At 66.9% G+C, this 19,608-nt stretch carries 18 protein-coding genes and 1 tRNA gene; 17 read left to right on the forward strand and 2 right to left on the reverse strand.

What is annotated here, in order from left to right; translation table 11 throughout:
• The first annotated feature begins 3 nt into the window (after positions 1-3).
• The 14 genes from VEC57_00630 (at position 4) to VEC57_00695 (ending at position 14,772) form a co-directional block, all read left to right on the forward strand.
• Complete coding sequence (locus VEC57_00630; protein HYB97616.1) at positions 4-1,308, forward strand: ammonium transporter; 1,305 nt, start codon at positions 4-6, stop codon at positions 1,306-1,308.
• Between the two features lie 87 nt (positions 1,309-1,395).
• Positions 1,396-1,472 (forward strand) — tRNA-Pro (locus VEC57_00635).
• 135 nt (positions 1,473-1,607) lie between these two features.
• Positions 1,608-2,348, forward strand: coding sequence for a 5'/3'-nucleotidase SurE (gene surE, locus VEC57_00640; GenBank protein HYB97617.1), 741 nt, complete (start codon positions 1,608-1,610; stop codon positions 2,346-2,348).
• Between the two features lie 29 nt (positions 2,349-2,377).
• Entirely contained in the window at positions 2,378-2,890 is a 513-nt protein-coding gene (locus tag VEC57_00645; protein HYB97618.1) for an adenine phosphoribosyltransferase, read from the forward strand.
• A 40-nt stretch (positions 2,891-2,930) separates the two neighbouring features.
• Positions 2,931-4,151, forward strand: coding sequence for a Coenzyme F420 hydrogenase/dehydrogenase, beta subunit C-terminal domain (locus VEC57_00650; GenBank protein HYB97619.1), 1,221 nt, complete (start codon positions 2,931-2,933; stop codon positions 4,149-4,151).
• Positions 4,152-4,281: 130 nt separating this feature from the next.
• A complete protein-coding gene (locus VEC57_00655) occupies positions 4,282-8,139 on the forward strand; it encodes a hypothetical protein (protein ID HYB97620.1) in 3,858 nt (1,285 codons plus the stop codon).
• A gap of 83 nt (positions 8,140-8,222) precedes the next feature.
• Positions 8,223-9,491: a hypothetical protein gene (locus VEC57_00660; GenBank protein ID HYB97621.1), complete on the forward strand. Its 1,269-nt coding sequence runs from the start codon at positions 8,223-8,225 to the stop codon at positions 9,489-9,491.
• 68 nt (positions 9,492-9,559) lie between these two features.
• The gene (locus VEC57_00665; GenBank protein HYB97622.1) at positions 9,560-10,168 is read left to right on the forward strand and encodes a glutathione S-transferase family protein; all 609 of its coding nucleotides are present in this window, start codon (positions 9,560-9,562) and stop codon (positions 10,166-10,168) included.
• A gap of 4 nt (positions 10,169-10,172) precedes the next feature.
• On the forward strand, positions 10,173-10,769 hold the full coding sequence (locus VEC57_00670) for an NADH-quinone oxidoreductase subunit I (GenBank protein HYB97623.1): 597 nt from the start codon (positions 10,173-10,175) through the stop codon (positions 10,767-10,769).
• Positions 10,766-10,990, forward strand: coding sequence for a hypothetical protein (locus VEC57_00675; GenBank protein ID HYB97624.1), 225 nt, complete (start codon positions 10,766-10,768; stop codon positions 10,988-10,990). Before VEC57_00670 ends, VEC57_00675 begins: the two co-directional genes overlap by 4 nt.
• A 121-nt stretch (positions 10,991-11,111) precedes the next feature.
• A complete protein-coding gene (gene moeB, locus VEC57_00680) occupies positions 11,112-12,305 on the forward strand; it encodes a molybdopterin-synthase adenylyltransferase MoeB (GenBank protein ID HYB97625.1) in 1,194 nt (397 codons plus the stop codon).
• On the forward strand, positions 12,295-12,951 hold the full coding sequence (locus VEC57_00685) for a histidine phosphatase family protein (GenBank protein HYB97626.1): 657 nt from the start codon (positions 12,295-12,297) through the stop codon (positions 12,949-12,951). Before moeB ends, VEC57_00685 begins: the two co-directional genes overlap by 11 nt.
• 43 nt (positions 12,952-12,994) lie before the next feature.
• A complete protein-coding gene (locus VEC57_00690; GenBank protein ID HYB97627.1) occupies positions 12,995-13,816 on the forward strand; it encodes a transketolase in 822 nt (273 codons plus the stop codon).
• A 2-nt stretch (positions 13,817-13,818) separates the two neighbouring features.
• Positions 13,819-14,772, forward strand: coding sequence for a transketolase C-terminal domain-containing protein (locus VEC57_00695; protein HYB97628.1), 954 nt, complete (start codon positions 13,819-13,821; stop codon positions 14,770-14,772).
• Between the two features lie 174 nt (positions 14,773-14,946).
• Here VEC57_00695 and VEC57_00700 read toward each other — a convergent pair whose 3' ends face one another.
• Positions 14,947-15,513, reverse strand: coding sequence for a hypothetical protein (locus tag VEC57_00700; protein ID HYB97629.1), 567 nt, complete (start codon positions 15,511-15,513; stop codon positions 14,947-14,949).
• Position 15,514: 1 nt separating this feature from the next.
• On the reverse strand, positions 15,515-16,012 hold the full coding sequence (locus tag VEC57_00705; protein HYB97630.1) for a hypothetical protein: 498 nt from the start codon (positions 16,010-16,012) through the stop codon (positions 15,515-15,517).
• Positions 16,013-16,090: 78 nt separating this feature from the next.
• Here VEC57_00705 and nuoB point away from each other — a divergent pair, with 78 nt between their 5' ends.
• The 3 genes from nuoB to VEC57_00720 are packed head-to-tail and all read left to right on the forward strand — an operon-like array spanning position 16,091 to position 19,607.
• Positions 16,091-16,642, forward strand: a complete 552-nt coding sequence (gene nuoB, locus VEC57_00710) for an NADH-quinone oxidoreductase subunit NuoB (GenBank protein HYB97631.1) — start codon at positions 16,091-16,093, stop codon at positions 16,640-16,642.
• Between the two features lie 55 nt (positions 16,643-16,697).
• Positions 16,698-17,969, forward strand: coding sequence for an NADH-quinone oxidoreductase subunit NuoF (gene nuoF, locus VEC57_00715; GenBank protein HYB97632.1), 1,272 nt, complete (start codon positions 16,698-16,700; stop codon positions 17,967-17,969).
• A gap of 24 nt (positions 17,970-17,993) precedes the next feature.
• On the forward strand, positions 17,994-19,607 hold the full coding sequence (locus VEC57_00720) for a 2Fe-2S iron-sulfur cluster-binding protein (GenBank protein HYB97633.1): 1,614 nt from the start codon (positions 17,994-17,996) through the stop codon (positions 19,605-19,607).
• Position 19,608: the final 1 nt, after the last annotated feature.

The raw sequence follows: 19,608 nt of genomic DNA on the forward strand, positions 1-19,608 counted from the left end.
AGGATGAGGCCCGCGACGACAGCCGCGCTCCTCCTCGCTCACGTCTTCCTGTGGCCGGCGCGCGCCGCGCACGCCGTGGAAGTCCCCATCATCGATTCCGGCGACACCGCATGGGTCCTGGTATCGGCGGCGCTGGTGCTGCTGATGACGCCGGGCCTGGCGTTCTTCTATGGCGGCATGGTGCGTCCCAAGAACGTGCTGTCGTCGCTCATGCACAGCTTCGTGGCCATGGGCGTGATGACGGTGCAGTGGGTCGTGTTCGGCTACTCGCTCGCGTTCAGCGATAACAACGCGTTCATCGGCGGCACGGGCTATCTGTTGCTGAACGGCGTGGCCAACGATGCGCCGTGGCCCGGCTACACCATCCCCCACAGCGTCTTCATGGGCTTCCAGATGATGTTCGCGATCATCACGCCTGCGCTGGTCAGCGGCGCGATCGCCGAGCGCATGCAGTTCAAGACGTGGGTCGTCTTCATCCTGCTGTGGGGAACGCTGGTCTACGATCCGATCTGTCACTGGGTCTGGGCGTCGGATGGGTGGCTGTTCCGAATGGGTGCGCTCGATTTTGCTGGCGGCACCGTCGTGCACATCAGCTCGGGCGTCTCGGCCCTGGCGCTGACGCTGCTGCTGGGGCGGCGCATCGGCTACCCGCACACGCCGATGAAACCCCACAATCTCGGCATGACGCTGCTCGGCACGGGCCTTTTGTGGTTCGGCTGGGTGGGCTTCAACGGCGGGAGCGCGCTGGCGGCCGACGCTACCGCCGCCAATGCATTCGTCGCGACCCACGTCGCGGCGTCCGCTGCGGCCATCACCTGGTCGCTCGTGGAGGCGAGCCATCGCGGCAAGGCCAGCGCGCTCGGCTTCGCCTCGGGCGCAGTGGCAGGTCTGGTCGGCATCACGCCCGCGTGCGGGTTCGTGGGCGTGGGCGGCGCGCTGGCCATCGGCGTGACCGTGGCGCTGGCCTGCTACGGCGGCGTCATGATGAAGCACCGTCTCGGCTACGATGACTCCCTCGACGCGTTCGGCATCCATGGCATCGGCGGCGCCTGGGGTGCCGTAGCCACCGGCATCTTCTGCGTCGCCGCGCTGACGCCCGACAAGGCCGGCGGGCTGCTCGATGCCGGCAACGTCGGACGCGTGGGCGTGCAGGCGATCGGCGCCGCCGCCACCCTCGGCTATGCATTCGTGGTCACGCTGGTGCTGGGCAAGATACTGGACGCGACGATGGGCCTGCGCGTCAGCGAGGAAGACGAGCGGCATGGCATCGATCTGACCGCGCATGGCGAGACCGGCTACGACCTCTAGTCACGCGACTCGTGCGCATAGCGCGCATCTCGAACGACGGCTCAGTTGCCTTGCGATCCGCGCCTGCTATCGTCCGCGGCCTCTCGACGGGGTGTGGCGCAGTCTGGTAGCGCACTCGCTTGGGGTGTGAGTGGTCGCTGGTTCAAATCCAGTCACCCCGACCATCCGGGGACTGGCTCCATTTCGGACCTTCGAAATGGCGCCCGTCCCCGCATTCCACGCACGCGTGATTTCTTCCGCACCGACGCCGTCTTGGCCACCTTGACCTCCGGAGACCACGAAGGAATCATCCGCGCCTCATGCTGCTGGCCTGCAACGACGACGGAATCCAATCGGCAGGCCTGCTGGCGCTTGTCGAGTCCCTCCAACAGATCGACGAGGTGGTGGTGGTGGCGCCGGACCGCGAGCGCTCCGCCGTCAGCCACGCGCTGACCCTGGAGCGGCCGCTGCGTGCCGAAGAGATTCGCCCCGGCTGGTTCGCGGTCGACGGCACGCCGACCGACTGCATCAACCTCGCGCTCAACGGCCTGTTTCGTGACCGGCGGCCCTGGCTGGTCGTCTCGGGCATCAATCGCGGCGCCAACCTCGGCGACGACATCACGTATTCGGGAACGGTATCGGCGGCCATGGAGTCGGTGCTTTTGGGCATTCCGGCCGTGGCCTTCTCGCAGGTCGGCCGGGTAACGTTCCAGTACGCCGCAGCCGCCTCGTTCGCCGCGGCGCTGGTGGCCTCGCTTCGCGGCCGGCCGCTGCCGCCGGACACCCTTCTCAACGTCAACGTGCCCGACAGCGCGCCCACCGGCTACGCGATCACGCGTCAGGGCAAACGGCGCTACGGGGACGCGATCGTCGAGAACGTCGACCCGCGCGGCCGCAAGTACTACTGGATCGGCGGCTCCGAACTCGAGTTCGATGATGCGCCGGGAACCGATTTCACCGCCATCCGCGATGGCCTGATTTCGGTGACGCCGCTGCATCTGGACCTGACCAACTACGATTCGATCAAGGCGCTGGCGTCGCTCGAGCTGAGCTGGCCGTGAAACCGGCGCCGGCGCGCCGCAGGTTGCAAATGGATATCTCCGCTTTGATCCGCGACGTGCCCGACTTCCCCAAGCCGGGAATCCTCTTCAAGGACATCACCCCCGTCCTGGCCAACGGCGATGCGCTGCGCGCCGTCGTCGATCGCATGGCGGAACGCTACCGCGGCCGCATCGACGCGGTGGTGGGCATCGAGTCGCGCGGCTTCCTGCTGGGAGCGCCGGTGGCCTACGCTCTCGGCGTCGGCCTTTGCATCGTTCGCAAGCCGGGCAAGCTGCCGCACGACCGCCACACCGTCACCTACGATCTCGAGTACGGCAGCGACTCCCTCGAGATCCACAAGGATGCGCTGCCCCACCACGGTCGTGTGGCGGTGATCGATGACCTGCTGGCCACGGGAGGAACTGCACGAGCCACCGTCGAGCTGGTTCGCGCCGCCGGCGGCAGCGTCGTCGAATGCGGGTTCCTGATCGAGCTCGCGTTTCTCGGCGGCGCGACGCGCTTGCAGCCGACGCCGACGTTTGCACTGCTGCGATACGACTGAACGTTATGGAGCCGACCGAGCTGCCCGCGCTGGAGCGACCGTGAAGGAACATCCGTACAAGGAAAAGCCCACGTTCAAGGACATGATGAACGACGTGGTCGAGTACGGCTCGTGCTGCGAGTGCGGCTCGTGCGTGCTGGTGTGTCCGCACAACGTCATCGAGTACATCGACGGCAAGCCCAAGCAGACCGCCAAGGCCACCGCGCCTTTCGACTACTGCGGCATCAGCGAGGGCATCGGCTGCGACGTCTGCGCGCAGGTCTGCCCGCGTCTGGCCCCGCGCGAGTTCCAGCTCCCTTCCAGCGTCTTCGGAGGCCAGGAGGGGCGTCTGTATCGCGGCGGCTTCGGCACCTACCAGGAGATCTACGCCGCTCGTGCCAAGGATCCGCGCATCCTGGAGGTGTGTCAGGACGGTGGGGTCGTCACCGCCTTGCTCGTTCACCTGATGCAGACCGGCCGCATCGACGGCGCCATCGTCTCGGCCCCCGATCCGGAGCGGCCGTGCGCGCCGAGGCCCATCTGCGCAACCACGGTGGACGAAATCGTCGAAGCCGCAGGCTCCTGGTACACCTACGTCCCCAACGACCTGGCGCTCCAGCAGGCGGTGGACAAGGACTGCCAGCGCGTCGCCTTCGTCGGTGTGCCCTGCCAGGTCACGCCCGTGCGCAAGGCCGAGCTGCGCGACACCGGCTTCATCCGCACCGACACCAAGCGCGACAAGATCATCGATCGGCAGACCAAGAGTTTGAAGGACCCGGTCAGCCGCATCGCCGTTCGCATCGGCCTGCTGTGCTCGGAGGTCTTCGATTTCGAAGGGCTGATGGTGCGCAAGATCGAAGGCGAGCTCGGCATCCCGCTGACGGACGTCAAGAAATTCAACGTCAAGGGGGAGGTGCTCGTCTACCGCAAGGACGGGGAGCTCGTGAAGATCAACCTGCGCGAGGCGCAGGAGCACGCGCGCCCCGAGTGCCATCACTGTGGAGACTTCTCCGCCGAGCTGGCCGACATCTCCTGCGGCGGCGTGGGCTCGATGGACTGGACCATCACCATCACGCGCACGGATCTGGGGCGGCGCGTCATGCAGGACATGATCGATGCGGGGTTGCTGGAGGTGAGGCCTATCGAAGACTTCGAGAACTCGCTCAAGGTCCTGCTGCGGCTGGCGCGCCGGCAGCATCAGCGAGTGCCGGTGGGGCCCGGCGGCTTGCCGGCGGTGCGGCCGAGCTACTACCGGCCTTCACCGGACGGCGCCGGCAGCTGAGGGTCCGCGCCGCCGGCTCGATTTCCCAATCCATTCCTTGACTCAGGCTGCGCAGCCGCCATAGCTTCGCGCGCGAAGCGGGGGCGCCGCCGCACGAATAATCGTCCGTCCGATCCTGGGGAGGGTCTTCATGCAGTACGTATCCAAGCTCGGCCTGGCCGGGCTCACCGCCGCAGCGTTGGCGCTGGTCTCCCATCACGCCGACGCCCGGTGCATCGATCCGAGCGACAACAGCGTGGACAACGCCGCCCACTGCCTCTTCGTCGACAAGAGCGAGGAGGATTGCCGGCTCGGCTTCGCCGTCGACATGGACGGTACGGGCACGCCGCCCGCGGATCCCAAGAAGATCGAGTGCGTGGACGGCGACGCCTGCGACGGTGACGGCGCGGTCAACGGCGTCTGCGAGTTCCGCGTCGGCGCGTGCGTCAACGTCCCGACGATGAACTGCGCTGCGGCCGCCGGTGACGGCGTCGCCGTGACGAAGCCGTCGCTCAAGGACGCCAGCGATGCGATCAAGCGGCCCGACGCCGTCTACAACCGGCGCACCATCGGAGAGGCCATCGACGCCCTGCTGCCGTCGGCGGGCGAGGCATGCACCGACCCCGACCTTCCCGTGCGCGTGGCGTTGAAGGCCAAGAAGGGCACGTGCGGCTCACCGTCGGGCCAGAGCTGCAGCAGCGATCACGAGTGCGACGATTACTGCCTGCCCTCGTTCAGCGGCAACAAGGCCCTGGTCGCTGCCACGCTGCTGATGGGCGACGACAGCATCGACAAGGCCAAGTTCAAGCTCACCTGCCTGCCCGCAGCGGCCGGCAGCCAGGGCGCCGAGGCCTTCCAGATCTCCAACGCCTCCGATCTCATCGGCGGACCGCTCGCGATGGGCAAGGTCGGCGACTGGATGATCCGCAACGGCAACGTCCGCGTGGTCATCCGCGACGTGGGCCGCGAGCATTCGTTCAGCCTGCTCAACGGCGGCCAGATCATCGACGCCGATCTCACGCGCGACGACCCCGCCGAGGATCGCGACAGCTGGCAGGGCATTCAGCCCCTGATCCATGTCTCCTCGACGCAGGCCACCGACAGCATCGTCGTCATCAACGACGGCAGCGACGGCAATCCGGCCATCATCGAGTCGAGCGGTCCCGACGATCTGTTCGACACGATTCAACCCGACGTGCTGGTGTTCTCGCAGGCGCCGCTGTCGGTGCCGCAGGACGCGGTCGACAACAACCTGCCGCTGCAGATCTCGACGCGCTTCATCCTGAGCCCGTACAGCAACTACGTGCAGATGGCGACGACCGTCGAGAACATCGGCGCGACCGATCTGGAGCTCTACGTCGGCGACTTCATCAATCCGAGCGGCCAGCTCGAGCCGTTTGGTCCGGGCCAGGGCTACGGCGAGACGCTCATCCGCAACGGCGGCAGCTCCGCCTCGAGAGGACAGACCCTCGACTTCCTGGCGTTCCAGGGACAGTTCGACGCCGCGGGCGTCACTTACGGACTGGTGTTCCCGTCGACGTCGCCCGGCGGCGGCCTGTTGACGCGCAACACCAGCGCGTTCTCGCAGTCGGGCGTGTTTGCCTGGCTCAACAACCAGAACCTGTTCGACACCTTGTTCAACGATCCCGACGACAAGCCGCCGGGGACGTTCGAGGTTCCTGCTGGCGGCGAAAACACGCTGCGCCGGTGGTTCGTCATCGGCGAGACGGTGGCCGACGTGACCAAGGTGCGGACCGAGCTGTTCCTGCAGGACAAGGGCGCCGTGCAGGGGACGATCACGGTCGACGGGATTCCAGTTGCGGGCGCGCACGTCACGCTCGTCAACAATGATGCGAACTACGAAAACGCATGTCCGACCGGCGACAACTGCGTCAACGTCTTCTCCTCGACGCTGACCGACGAAGCCGGCTTCTATCGCATGTACGCCCCGGCCGGGCGTTATCGCGTCGCGGTTCGCTCCAAGGGAGCGCCGTTCGAGGGCAACCTTGCCGTTCCCACCGAGCACGCGTTCGACATCGAGTACAAAAAGACCGCCCTGCTGGACGTGGATCTGCCGGGGACGGCGACCGTTTCGGTTTCGGTCACGGATCAGGACAGCAATCCGGTGCCCGCCAAGGTCTCCATCGTCGGCGTGCCGGCCGCACCCGATCCCCTCAACACCGAGATGACAAAAGGCCTGGTCGCCATGGTCGGACGCTATTTCGGCTGGCCCGTCGAGGACAAGGGCGACATCTTCGGACTCGCCGACGTACGCTTCGCGGACGCCAGCGGCAGCACGGGCGATTTCCAGCTCGAGCCCGGCACGTATCAGGTCGTCACCTCGCGCGGCTACGAGTACGACGTCGACAGCCAGACCCTGGTCGTGGCCGCCGGGGATGACGTGAACGTTTCGGCGCAGGTCCGCCGCGTCATCGACACCACGGGCTTCGTCTCCATCGACACGCACGTGCACATGCTCAACAGCCCCGACAGCGCCGTCTCGCGCGAGCGCCGAATCCTGACGATGATCGCCGAAGGCGTCGATTTCTTCGCCAACACCGACCACGATTTCGTCCACGAACTCTCCGACGAGATCGCGGCGATGGGCGTGGGCAGCCTGATCGCCAATGCTCCCGCGCAGGAGATCACCACCAGCCAGTACGGCCACTTCAATACCTGGCCGATGACCGTCAATCCTGCCGAGGTCGACGGCGGCGCGCTGGACTGGGGGCGGGCAGGCGAGGTCAACGGCGCCGGCTATCCCAGCGACGGTAGCTACGATCTGTCGCCGGCGGAGATCTTCGGATCGTTCAATCCGGCCACGCAGGTGATTCAGATCAACCACTTCAACAGTGGCACGCTCGGGCACTTCAACTCGCTCGGCATCGACACCGATGCGGTGCCGCCGACATCGGCGACGACGGCCTACCGGTGCGTGGGCGGCAGCTTCGATGGAAATCCCTGCGAGATCCGCATCTGCCTGGCGGGCGCCAACGACGGCAACACGTGCACCGGCGCCGGTGATTGCCCCGGCGGCACCTGCTCGAGTCCGTCCTTCGGCCGCACCTGCCCAAGCGGCACGTGCATGCCCGCCGGACATCCCAACCAGTACCTGCGCCTGGACCCGGCCATCACCAATACGTTCGACGACGGGTTCACCGCGCTGGAGGTCTGGATCGAGGCCGGCCGCAGCCAGACCGATCTGCTGCGCAGCGACAACATGTCCGACTGGTTCAACCTGCTGAACCAGGGCATCTACAAGGCGGGCGTGGCCGATTCGGACACGCACAATTCGGCGGCCGTGCAGGCCGGCGGCCCTCGCACGTTCGTGGCGTCGCCGACCGACGACCCGGCCTCGATCGACGCCACCGTGCTCGCTGGCAACGTCAATGGCATGCGGGCCATCGGCACCAACGGTCCGTTCCTGGAGGTCACGCTCAAGAACAACTCCGGCGGTACCGCCACGCATGCCCTCGGCTCCTCGCGCACGGTGGAGTTCGACGGCGGCGGCACCGACAGCATCGATATCCACGTGGAGTCGCCGACGTGGGCCGAGTACGACCGCATCGAGATCTACGTGAACGCGGTGCCGTCGTGTAAGTCGCAGTGGACGTTCATGGGCGTGGTCAATCCGTCCTCGTGCACCGTTGCGCCGACGATGACGCTCAACAAGGGAACGGGGTTCACCGTCACCACCGCCACCGGCGCCTTCGGTGTCGGGCAGAGGCTGGTGACCGACGTCAACGTCCCGCTGACCGTCGCGGCCGACAGCTGGGTCGTCGTGGTGGTGCGCGGAACCGATGGCGTCTCGCATCCACTGTTCCCGATGCAGCCCCAGGACCTCGACGATGCCGGCAACACCACGCTGGCGGCCCTGACCGACAACGGAGGTCCGCTGCCGTGGAACCTCAACGAGCTGGGCGCGCTGGCGCTGGCGTTCTCGAATCCGTTGTTCTTCGACGACGGCAACGGCGTCTGCGTCGGTGGAGGCACCTGCCCGGGACTGTGAGGCATCACGGCTGCGCTCGCGCCAGAACGCTGCTAGAAGAAGCGGGGGCCAATGCGCCCCCGCTTTTTTTGAACGAGGTGATCATGCGCAGAATGAAACACGCCGCAGCAGCCTGCGCGCTCGTGCTGCTGCTCGCAGTGCCCGTGGGTGCTGCAACGGGCAACCAGCCCAAGACGATTTTCGAACATGCCGGCAAGGCCTGGGCCGTAGGCCGGATCGCCATCGGCAAGCCCCTCAAGTTCCGTAAGGGCAGGCTGCACGTGTTCACTGGTCGCATCGTCGAGCTGGTGTCGGCGGCGCAGGGGGAACCGCGCAACATCATGCTCACGTACGAGGTTGCGTCCGACGAAATGGCCAACCCGTTCTTCAAGGGCGACGAGGAGTTCTTCGCGCCCATCGAGCTGCTGCCCGAACATTCATACTGGCGCGACAACCTGCCGCAGACGCCGCGCCACGCGGTCGCGGGCGGCCGGCGCAACGTCTTTCGCGGAGAGGAGATGGCCGAAGCCAAGCGCGTGCTGGCTCCGTTCCTGGAGGGGCGCAAGCTCAAGGGCAAACAGCGCGCTACGCACGAGATCGCAGCGGCGGCCGCGGCGCTGGACAGCTCCATCGTGCGCCTTCGGGAGGATGCGGCCCGGTTCCTGGCCGCGCATCCGACCCTGGGGCGCGACTTCTCCGATGCCGCGCGTCCTCACGTCGCCAAGTACCTGGCCAGTGCTGCGCCGACGGTCGAGCGGGCCGCGCTCATCGGCGCCATCGGGCAAGGCAAGGTCGAGGCCATGACCGGCGACCTCGAAGCGCTATCGAAGGGAAGCGACGCCGTGGCGGTGGCCGCGCTGGCGGCGCTCGAGGCCATGGGCAAGCCGACGCCGGTGGACCGCCTGTCGGCAATGACCGAGTCCAAGAGCACGGAGCTTCGCGTGTTCGGTGCCGAACGGCTGGGCAGGCTCGCCGCGCGCGACGCTGCCGCCCTCGAGCGGTCGATCAGGATGATCGGCCCCGACAACCCCGAGGCCGTTCGCATCGCTGCCGCGCGCGGCCTGGGCGCCAGCGGCGCCGCCGCGGCCGTCGAGCCTCTCGTCAAGGAAATGCGCCGCGGCGACGGAGCCAGTCGCGCGGCCGCCGAAGCGCTGGCGGCCATCGGCGGCGATCCGGCACACGGGGCGCTCAAATCGGCTTTGACCGAGGGGCGGGGGGAGACCGCCGCGGCCGCCGTGCACGGCCTGCGCAGGGTGCGCGGCTGCTCCGACTGCGGGAAGCTGCTGGCGCAGCAGCATGAGCAGCACCCGGAGCAGGGCGTACGCGACCTGATCGCGGTGGTGATGGAGATGCCGGTCGAGCACAAGCACTGACGAAGGGTCGCGTTCTTTGCGCCCGGTTAGCGATTCCATTAAGGTGCCGCGCTTCAACAGACGCCGATATGACACTTTACGACTACCCTGGTTGCCCATTCGGTAAGAAGGTCCGGATCGTCCTGGCCGAGAAGGAGCTTTCCTTCGATACCGTCATCGTCGATCTGGCCAAGGGCCAGCAGCGCGGGGAGGAATTCCGGCGCCTCAACCCGTTCGGCAAGGTGCCGGTCCTGGTCGATGAGGGTAGCGTCGTCTACGAGTCGACCATCATCAACGAGTACCTGAACGACGAGTATCCGCACGATCCCGAGCTCCTTCCCGAGGATTCGGGCGAGCGCGCGCGTGTGCGGCTGCTCGTCGACTTCGCCGATCGCGCCTTCACGCTTCCCTCGATGGCCATCGAGCGCGAGCTGGCGGCAGCCGAGCGCGACGAATCGAAGCTTTCGATGGCACGCGAAGCCGTCACCAAGTGCCTGACGGTTCTGGAGCGCGAGCTGGCGGGCAAGGAGTTCCTCTCCGAGCAGTTCTCGCTGGCCGACGTCGCGTTCGCACCGACACTGGTCCAACTCGACCGCCTGGGCATCGTCGTCGACGGCTCGCTGCCGAGCGTGCAGGCGTGGCGCGGTCGTCTGACGTCGCGTCCGAGCATCGGGAACCTGCTCAAGCTGGTGGCCTGAGACTGTGCGCCGTCCCGAAGATCTCACCTTCAGCGAGCGGATCTTCGTTCCCGAGGTCGTCCGCGGCCTGCTGGTGACGGGCCGCCGCTTCTGGCGCAACCTCTTCCTCCATATTGCGCATCAGTTCGGCATCGCACGCGGCACCGAAGCCTCGGTGACGCTGCAGTATCCCGAACAGTACCTGAAGTACGGCGCCGGTTACCGCGGCAGCCATCGTCTGACGCTCAAGGAGGACGGCTCGGTGCGCTGCACGGCCTGCTTCCTTTGCGCGACCGCGTGTCCCGCACGCTGCATCCATATCGAGGCGGGTGAGCATCCCGATCCGACGGTGGAGAAGTTCCCCGTGCGCTACGAGATCGATACTCTGCGCTGCATCTACTGCGGCTTCTGCGTCGAGGCCTGTCCGTGCGATGCGATCCGCATGGATACCTCCGTGCATCCTCGGGTGTCCGGCTACTCGCGTGAGGACTTCATCGAGGACAAGCAGATGCTCATGAGCCGCTCGATCACGATGCGCGAGAAGGGCGAGGATGTGCTGATGGAAGAGCAGATCGATCTCTACCAGCGCGCCAAGGCGGGCGAGGCCGTCGCCAGGTCGTGATCTTCTACTACCTGTGGCGCGAGGGCCTGCTGGCCCGGACGGACGGGGAGAAGCTGCGGTTCTTTCTGGGTCTGACGACCAACGCGCTGTTCCTTTCGCGTCGGCGCCCGCTCATCCGTTCCATTTCCTGGCCGGCCGCGCTGATTTCGCCGACGTACGCGCGCGCAGTCGCCGGCTGGCTACGCTACCGCGCCGATCTCTACGACGGCGCTGCCGGCTGAAGCGCAGACCCCTGGCCGAAGTGCCGGCGGGGTTGCGCCGACGGCTACCAATCGCGCCCGGCCGCGTTTAGGATGCCCGGCCAAGCGGACGCCCGGGTGGTCCGCCTCGAGGTTGACGAACATGGCTTTGACGTTTCAGCAGATGCTCGACGAGGCCAAGCGCCTCGTCCCGGAAGTGACGGCGGACGAGGTTCGCAAGCTGTCGGAAAGCAGCGACCCTCCCATCCTCATCGACGTGCGCGAGAAGGAAGAGTTCCGCGACGGCCATCTGGCCGGCGCGATGAGCATTCCGCGCGGGTTCCTGGAAATGCAGGTCGAAGGAAAGGTTCCCGACAAGGCCGCCCCCGTCATCGCCTACTGCCAGGGGGGCACGCGATCGCTGCTGGCCGGCCGCATTCTCAAGGAGATGGGGTACTCCGATGTCCGCTCGATGAGCGGCGGATTCGGCGCGTGGAAGAACGGCGGCTTCCCCTGGACGCAGGACCGCCAGTTCACGCAGGACCAACTCGCGCGCTACAGCCGCCACTTCCTGCTGAGCGAAGTCGGCGAGGCCGGGCAGGCACGGCTCCTGGACGCCAAGGTGTTGTGCCTGGGCGCGGGCGGTCTGGGCTCGCCGGTGGCGTTCTATCTGGCTGCGGCGGGCGTGGGCACGCTCGGTATCGTCGACAATGACGTCGTCGACGTCTCCAATCTGCAGCGCCAGATTCTGCACACCAACGATCGGGTCGGCATGCTCAAGACCGAGTCGGCGGCGATGACGCTCAAGGCGCTCAACCCCGACGTTCGCATCCACGAGCACCGGACGCGTCTGGACTCGTCGAACATCCTCGAGATCATCAAGGACTACGACATCATCGTCGACGGCTGCGACAACTTCCCCACGCGCTACCTGGTCAACGACGCCTGCGTCATGACGGGCAAGACGAACGTGCACGGCAGCATCTTCCAGTTCGAGGGGCAGGTCACCGTCTTCAAGCCGCACGAGGGGCCGTGCTATCGGTGCCTGTTCCCCGAGCCTCCGCCGCCGGGCATGGCTCCGAGCTGCGCGGAGGCCGGCGTGCTGGGCGTGCTGCCGGGGCTGGTCGGCTGCATCCAGGCATTGGAAACCATCAAGGTCATCCTCGGTGTGGGTTCGCCGCTGATCGGAAAGCTCGCGCACATCGAGACGCTCGGCATGGAAGTGCGGATCATGAATCTGCGCCGCGACCCGCAGTGTCCGGTCTGCGGGGAGAACCCGACGATTCACGAGCTGATCGACTACGAGGAGTTCTGCGGACTGCGCGCTCCCGCGGGCAGCGACCGCAATGCCGCCTGAGGCTCCGCCGGCCGCGTCGATCCTGTTCTTCCTGCGGCACGGCGAGACCGAATGGAATCGCCAGCGGCGCATCATGGGCGACATGGACATACCGCTCAGCCCGCGCGGCCGCGAGCAATGCCACGCCACGGCGAGGCTTCTTGACGGCTTCGGCATCGAGCGCATCCGCAGCAGCCCGCTGCTGCGTGCGCGGCAGACGGCTGAGATCGTGGCGCAGGCGCTGCACGTTCCGATCGAATTCGATGAGTCTCTGGTCGAGGTGCGGTTCGGGGAGTGGCAGGGCAAGACCTACGATGAGGTGCGCGCCGACGCCCGGTTCGTCTCGTTCGCATCCGATCCGGTCGCGCACGCCACGCCTGGCGGCGAGACCATCGCCGACGTGCAGGCGCGCGGCCTGGCGTGCGCCGGCAGCATCGCCGCCGGCGAGCGCGTCCTGCTGGTCAGCCACGGCGACATCATCCGCGCGGTGCTGTGCCACTACATGTCGATCCCGCTGAGCGAGTTTCGCCGCATCCGCATCGACAACTGTGGGCTGGCCGCGGTGTCGGTGACGGGGGACGTGGCGGTGGCGCAATTCGTCAATCTCCTCTCCGACGTGACGCGCGTGCTCGAGCCTGTGCACTGGGATCGGACGCCGCAAAAATGATGTTGACTCCCCCCCGCGACGCGGGCAGTTTCGGGGCGCTTCCGTGACCTCTGTCGAAGAACTCCAAGCCATCGCCAAAGAGCTGCGCATCGAATCGCTGCGGATGATCCACGCCGGCGGCTCGGGCCATCCGGGTGGCTCCCTGTCGGCCGCGGAGATCGCGGCGACGCTGTACTTTCGCGTTCTGCGCTACCGCGTGGGCAAGCCCGACGATCCCTCGCGCGACCGCTTCCTGATCTCCAAGGGGCACGGCGTGCCGGTGATCTATGCCGCGCTGGCTCGGGCTGGCTGCATTCCGCGGGACGAGCTCAAGACCCTTCGCCGCATCGACAGCCGCCTGCAGGGTCATCCCGACCACGTCCGCCTGCCGTACGTGGAGGCGGCCACGGGCTCGCTCGGGCAGGGCCTCTCGGTCGCGGTGGGAATGGCGCTGGCCGAGCGCCTCGATGCCAGGCACGACTATCGCGTCTACTGCCTGCTGGGCGATGGCGAGTTGCAGGCAGGACAGGTGTGGGAGGCTGCGATGGCGGCCTCCAAGTTCCGCCTGGCCAAGCTGACGGCCATCGTCGACTACAACAAGGTTCAGCTCGACGGCCACGTGCGCTCGGTGATGGATCTGGAGCCGCTGGCCGACAAATGGGCGGCGTTCGGTTGGAACGTCCAGCAGGTGGACGGCCATTCGGTCGAAGCGTTGATCGCCGCCTTCGATGCCGCCGACGCGCAGACCGAGCGGCCCGACGTCATCATCGCGCATACGGTCAAGGGCAAGGGCGTGTCGTTCATGGAAGACACGCACGCCTGGCACGGCAAGGCGCCCACCGATGAGGAGCTCGAGCGTGCGATCGCCGAGCTGGAGGCGGCCTAGTCATGGGCAAGGCAACCAGAGTCGCTTTCGGGGACGCGTTGCTGCGCATTGGCGCGACGCATCCGCGCGTGGTCGTGCTGGACGCGGATCTGGCCAGTTCGGTGCAGACCAAGAAGTTCGGCGACGCCTTTCCCGACCGTTTCTTTCAGGTCGGCATTGCCGAAGGCAACATGGTCGGTATGGCCGCAGGGATGGCGCTTTGCGGCCTCACGCCTTTTGCCGCCAGCTTCGCCTGCTTCCTGACGGGTCGCTTCGAACAGATCCGGATGTCGATCGGCTACAACAACGCCAACGTGCGGCTGGTCGGAACGCATTCGGGAATCGGCATCGGCGAGGACGGCTATTCGCAGATGGGCCTCGAGGACATCGCGCTGATGCGGTCGCTGCCGAACATGGTGGTGCTGCAGCCGGCCGACTGCCGCGAGGCCGAGCGCGCCACCGAGTTCCTCGCGGACTATGTCGGCGGCCCGGCGTACCTTCGCCTGACCAGGCAGAACGTCGACGACGTCAACGGCGAGGGCTACCGCTTCGAGTTCGGCAAGGGCGTCGAGATCCGCGACGGCAGCGACGTCACCATCGTCGCCTCGGGCGCGGTCGTCGGCGAGTCGATTCGTGCGGCCGAGCGGCTTGCCAAGGACGGCATCAGCGCCGGTGTCGTCAATCTGCACACGATCAAGCCGATCGACAGTGCGCTGCTGCTCAAACTGGCCGGCAAGACCGGACGCATCCTGACGGTCGAGGATCACGGCGTCACCGGCGGCGTCGGCGGTGCAGTCGTCGAGGCGCTGGCCGAAGTTCCCGACGTCGTCGTGAGGATCCACGGAGTTCACGGCTACGGCGAGTCCGGAACCGGTGCCGATCTGTACGCGAAACACGGACTCGACGAGGCGGGGATTGCCCGCGTCGCGAAGGAGTTTGTGTGGGCGGATCAGAAGCGCGCCAAAGCCCACGCCTGAACGCAGGCCGCCGATAGCGGCCGATCTGCGCTGATTTCGCAGGCCGCCGATAGCGGCCGATCTGCTTCGTTGCGCTCCTCGGGGCTCACTTCAGCGGGCCTCCAGCCCGCTTGCGTTCGCTCCTCGTCGCGCGCCTCGCATCTCGACCACTCTCGGCGCCTGTGTGCGCTTGCTTCAGGGCTTGGCGAACGCGGCCTGGTGGATCTGGCGGGCTTGGGCTCGGTATTTCTTTTCGTAGGCGCTGCAGGCGGGGTCGTCGGCCCGGCCTCGCCAGGGCTCTTCGGCCAAACCGCTTTCGGTCAGGCGCTGGCGGATCTCGCCGAATGCCGGTGTCACGTCCGTGGCGACGTAGATCCTTCCGCCAGGCCGCAGGGTGCGGTGGACGGCCTGGCAGAACTCCGGCGTGAAGAGGCGGCGTTTGTGATGGCGTTTCTTCCACCAGGGGTCGGGAAAATAGACGTGGTACGCGTCGATGGTCTGCGCTGCCAGGAGGTGGCTGACCATCCACCGCGCATCCGTGCACAGCATTCGCAGATTCGCCGGAAGCTCGCCGCGGCGCGCGGCGCGGGCCGGCGACGCGGCTCGGATCTCGATGCCAACGAACAACGTGTCCGGCTGCCGCCGCGCCGCCTCGATGAGGAAGCCGCAGTTGCCGGGGCCGATCTCGATCTCGATACGCGAAAGCTCCGGTGTCTGCGCGAGCCAGTGCTCGCGCTCGACGCTGAAAGGCCTCAGGGGCACGTCAGGAGGCGGGGAGCGCGGGCGTGCCCATGCCGATGGCAACCCAGATCGTCCACAGCGTCAGTCCCACCACCAGCCATGCGCCCACGACCAACCGCCGGACGCGGCCGTCGAGCACGGCATCTTCGATCGGGATCTCGGCTTCGTCCTCGCGAACGGTGCGAAGGCACAGTCCCATCGTCAGGTACACGCCGAAAAGGATGACGAGAAAGGCCAGCGACAGCTTGCCCGCCAGGGCATAGCCGATCCTGGCGAAATACTCGGCGCCGAGCGCCTGCTTGTACGGCGTCAGCCCCCAGGCGCCTGTCATCAGCGCCACGCCAAGTGCTCCGACGGCCAGCGGACTGTAGGCGCGGAACAGGGGCAGGAGGCTGCGTCGGCGCTCGGCTGCGGGTCGATCGCCGGCAGCGAGGAGCGGTGTGGCGATGGCAAGAAGCACGGTCGCGCCCAGGTGCACCGCGATGCCCGCCAGATGGGCCAGCAGCAACGGCCGCGACATGCGCCGCGCTTCTAACGCCCTCGATGGCGCATTGCAACGCAGTGTTGAAAACGCGTGGTTCCGGCCTTAGATAGCCGTATGGCAAAGCCCATCTTGACCACCAGGAAGTCTCCGGGTCTCGGCGAAATACGAGGCGACGCGGGAATGATCTCCGATGCGGTGGTCGTCACGCGCGTCGATGCCGCTCTGGCGTGGGCTCGCAAATACTCGATCTTCCCGTATCCCTTTGCCACCGCCTGCTGCGCGATGGAATTCATGTCGCTGTCGATGGCTCCCTATGACATCGACCGCTTCGGGGCGCTGCTTCCGCGCTTCACGCCGCGTCAGGCCGATCTGCTCATGGTCATCGGGACGGTCACCGTTCGCCAGGCGCCGATCCTCAAGCGCGTCTATGACCAGATGGCCGAGCCGAAGTGGGTGATGGCTTTCGGTGCCTGCGCTTCCACCGGTGGTTTCTACGACAACTACTCGACGCTTCCCGGCATCGATCGGGTCGTGCCCGTGGATGTGTACGTTGCCGGCTGCCCGCCGCGTCCCGAAGGCGTGATCGATGCGCTGATGGCGCTGCAGCGAAAGATCCAGGGCGAGCCGCAGGCGACCGCGTTCTCGTCGGTCGCAGCGGAGAGCTAGCCGAGAAATCCGTTCGACTGCGCCGCCGTTCGGCGCGAAGTGACAGCAACACGAGATGTTCCAGAAGGTACTGCTTCATTACCGCGACGTCCCGGACGGCCTCGTCGCGATCGACAAGTACATCGCCGACGGCGGCTACAAGACGGCGCGGCGCGTGCTGTCGGAGATGGCGCCGGACGCCATCGTGGCGGCGGTCAAGGAGTCCAACCTGCGCGGCCGCGGTGGCGCCGGATTCCCTACGGGCCTGAAATGGTCTTTCGTCGCCAAGAACACCGGCAAGCCCATCTACCTGCTCTGCAACGCCGATGAGAGTGAGCCCGGAACGTTCAAGGATCGCGACATCATCGAGAACGATCCTCATCAGCTTCTCGAAGGGATCATGATCTCGGCCTACGCGATCGGCTGCACCGACGCGTACATCTACATCCGCGGCGAGTTCGGTTACGGCGCCGAGGTGCTCAAGACGGCGATCGCCGAGGCCTATGCACAAGGCTTCCTCGGAACCAACGCTTTCGGCACCGGCAGGACGCTGCACATTCACCTGCATCGAGGAGCCGGCGCCTACATCTGCGGCGAGGAGACCGGACTCATCGAGTCGCTCGAAGGCAAGCGCGCGCACCCTCGCATCAAGCCGCCGTTTCCGGCGGTCTACGGGGTTTTCGGCTGCCCGACCATCGTCAACAACGTCGAGACGCTGGCCTGCGTGCGGCACATCCTCGAGCGCGGCGCCGACTGGTTCAAGGCGATCGGACCGGAATCCGGGCCGGGCCCCAAGCTCTACTGCGTCTCGGGCCACGTGCAGAAGCCGGGCGTCTACGAGCTGCCCATGGGCACGCCGCTTCGCGAGATCATCGAGGTGCACGCCGGTGGCATGCTGCCGGGACGCAAGCTCAAGGCCGTCATTCCCGGCGGCTCCTCGGTTCCCATTCTTCGCGGCGACGAGATCGACATAGCCATGGACTTCGACTCGGTTTCCAAGGCGGGCTCGATGCTGGGCTCGGCCGGCATCATCGTCATGGACGATTCGACCGACATGGTGGCGGCGTTGCGTCGCATCGCGCACTTCTACCATCACGAGTCCTGCGGGCAGTGCACGCCGTGCCGCGAAGGCACGGGATGGCTCGAGAAGATCCTGATCCGTCTGGACGAGGGCGAGGGCACGCCCGACGACATCCGCGTACTGGACAATGTCGCCAAGGGGATGCTCGGCACCACGATCTGCGTGCTCTCGGATGCGGCGGCCATGCCCGTGCGCAGCTTCCTGGCCAAGTTCGCCGACGAGTTCCGCTCGGCCGCCGGCAGGAGCGGCGGCGCGGCCGCAGCCTGACCGGCGCGAGGTAACGACAGCACCATGGCCACAGTCACCATCAACGGAGTCGTCGTCGAGGTCCCCGACGGCACCAACGTCGTGCGCGCCGCCGAGATGGCGGGCCAGGAAATCCCGCACTACTGCTACCACCCCGGGCTGTCCGTGGCGGGCAACTGCCGCATGTGCCTGATCGACATCAAGGCCATGTCGGCCAAGCAGCCCAATCCGCTGCCCAAGCTGCAGATCGGCTGCAACACCATAGTGGCCGACGGCATGGTGGTGGAGACCAACAATCCGCGCGTCGAAGAGGCGCGGCGCGGCGTCCTCGAGTTCCTGCTGATCAATCACCCCATCGACTGCCCGATCTGTGATCAGGCAGGGGAGTGCAAGCTGCAGGAATACTACATGGATTACGGCCGCTACGACTCGCGCATGCTGCTCGAGGAGAAGCAGCACAAGGGCAAGGCCATGCCGGTCGGGCCCGACATCATGCTCGACCAGGAGCGCTGCATCCTGTGCACGCGCTGCATCCGGTTCCTGGACGAGGTCACGCATACCCACGAGCTGGTGATGAAGGAGCGCGGCGACCACAGCGAGCTGGCGGCGGCCGAAGGGCGCCAGGTGGACAACGCCTACTCGGTCAACGTCGTCGACATCTGTCCGGTGGGCGCGCTGACCAGTCGCGAATTCCGATTCCAGGCGCGCGTCTGGTACCTGGACCGCACCAATTCGATCTGCCCGGGCTGCGCCAACGGCTGCAACATCGAGGTCCATTCGCGCGAAGGCCGAATCTACAGGCTCAAGCCGCGCGCCAACGAGAAGGTCAACGGCTACTGGATGTGCGACGACGGCCGCCGCACCTGGCACGGCGTGCACACCAACGACAGGCTGACCGCGAGCTACATGCGCAGCGGCGATGAGTTCGTCGAGGTCGATGCGCGCGAGGCTGCCACGGCCGCTGCGGGCGGGCTGAGCGAGTGCGGCAAGGTCGCCGTGGTCGCCTCGGCATCGTTGTCGATGGAGGAGGGGTTCCTGCTGCGGGCCATCGCGCGCCGGCTCGGCGGCGCGCCGTGCATCATCGTTTCGCCCGCAACATCCGACATTCCCGACGACGGCTTCCTGATCTCCAGCGACCGCCATCCCAACCGTGCCGGCCTGCTCGCGCTCGGCTTCGTCGAGCAGGCCTCGCTGCCGCCCGGCACCGACGGTGTCATCCTGGCGCGCGCCGACACGGTGGCCGACGACGAGAAGGCATGGGGCGATCTCCTCGAGAACATGCACGAAGTGCTGGTGGTCGACGATCACGTCGGCAAGAGCATGGCCTACGCCAACCAGGTGCTGGCAGTGGCCACGCACTTCGAGGCACCCGGCAGCTTCGTCAACCGGCGCCAGCGGCTGCAGGCTTTCGAAGGTGCCGTTCCTGCGCCGGGACGCGCGGTTGCCGGCTGGGAAGGCCTTGCCGATCTGCTGGCCGAGCTCGGCGGCCCGCGTTACGCCGACGTGCAGGAGATCTTCGCGGCCATGTGTCTCGAGCTGGGACTGACCGGCGTCGCGAGCCACCAGGATCTCGGCAGCAGCGGGGCGGTTCTGGACGACCTGCGGAGCACGCGCGCTTCGAGCGGCGCAGCGGCCGCTGCATCGCCGGCGCCCGCCTGAT

The organism is Candidatus Limnocylindrales bacterium (genome assembly GCA_035626395.1).
Taxonomy (GTDB): domain Bacteria; phylum Desulfobacterota; class Binatia; order UBA1149; family CAITLU01; genus DASPNH01.

Bases quoted from the DNA above. Each gene is read 5' to 3' on its own strand.
- surE (HYB97617.1), top strand. From the start codon at position 1,608: ATGCTGCTGGCCTGCAACGACGACGGAATCCAATCGGCAGGCCTGCTG.
- nuoF (HYB97632.1), top strand. From the start codon at position 16,698: ATGTTCCAGAAGGTACTGCTTCATTACCGCGACGTCCCGGACGGCCTC.
- VEC57_00655 (HYB97620.1), top strand. From the start codon at position 4,282: ATGCAGTACGTATCCAAGCTCGGCCTGGCCGGGCTCACCGCCGCAGCG.
- VEC57_00645 (HYB97618.1), top strand. From the start codon at position 2,378: ATGGATATCTCCGCTTTGATCCGCGACGTGCCCGACTTCCCCAAGCCG.
- VEC57_00695 (HYB97628.1), top strand. From the start codon at position 13,819: ATGGGCAAGGCAACCAGAGTCGCTTTCGGGGACGCGTTGCTGCGCATT.
- VEC57_00720 (HYB97633.1), top strand. From the start codon at position 17,994: ATGGCCACAGTCACCATCAACGGAGTCGTCGTCGAGGTCCCCGACGGC.
- VEC57_00685 (HYB97626.1), top strand. From the start codon at position 12,295: ATGCCGCCTGAGGCTCCGCCGGCCGCGTCGATCCTGTTCTTCCTGCGG.
- moeB (HYB97625.1), top strand. From the start codon at position 11,112: ATGGCTTTGACGTTTCAGCAGATGCTCGACGAGGCCAAGCGCCTCGTC.
- VEC57_00660 (HYB97621.1), top strand. From the start codon at position 8,223: ATGCGCAGAATGAAACACGCCGCAGCAGCCTGCGCGCTCGTGCTGCTG.
- VEC57_00705 (HYB97630.1), bottom strand. From the start codon at position 16,012: ATGTCGCGGCCGTTGCTGCTGGCCCATCTGGCGGGCATCGCGGTGCAC.
- nuoB (HYB97631.1), top strand. From the start codon at position 16,091: ATGGCAAAGCCCATCTTGACCACCAGGAAGTCTCCGGGTCTCGGCGAA.
- VEC57_00630 (HYB97616.1), top strand. From the start codon at position 4: ATGAGGCCCGCGACGACAGCCGCGCTCCTCCTCGCTCACGTCTTCCTG.
- VEC57_00665 (HYB97622.1), top strand. From the start codon at position 9,560: ATGACACTTTACGACTACCCTGGTTGCCCATTCGGTAAGAAGGTCCGG.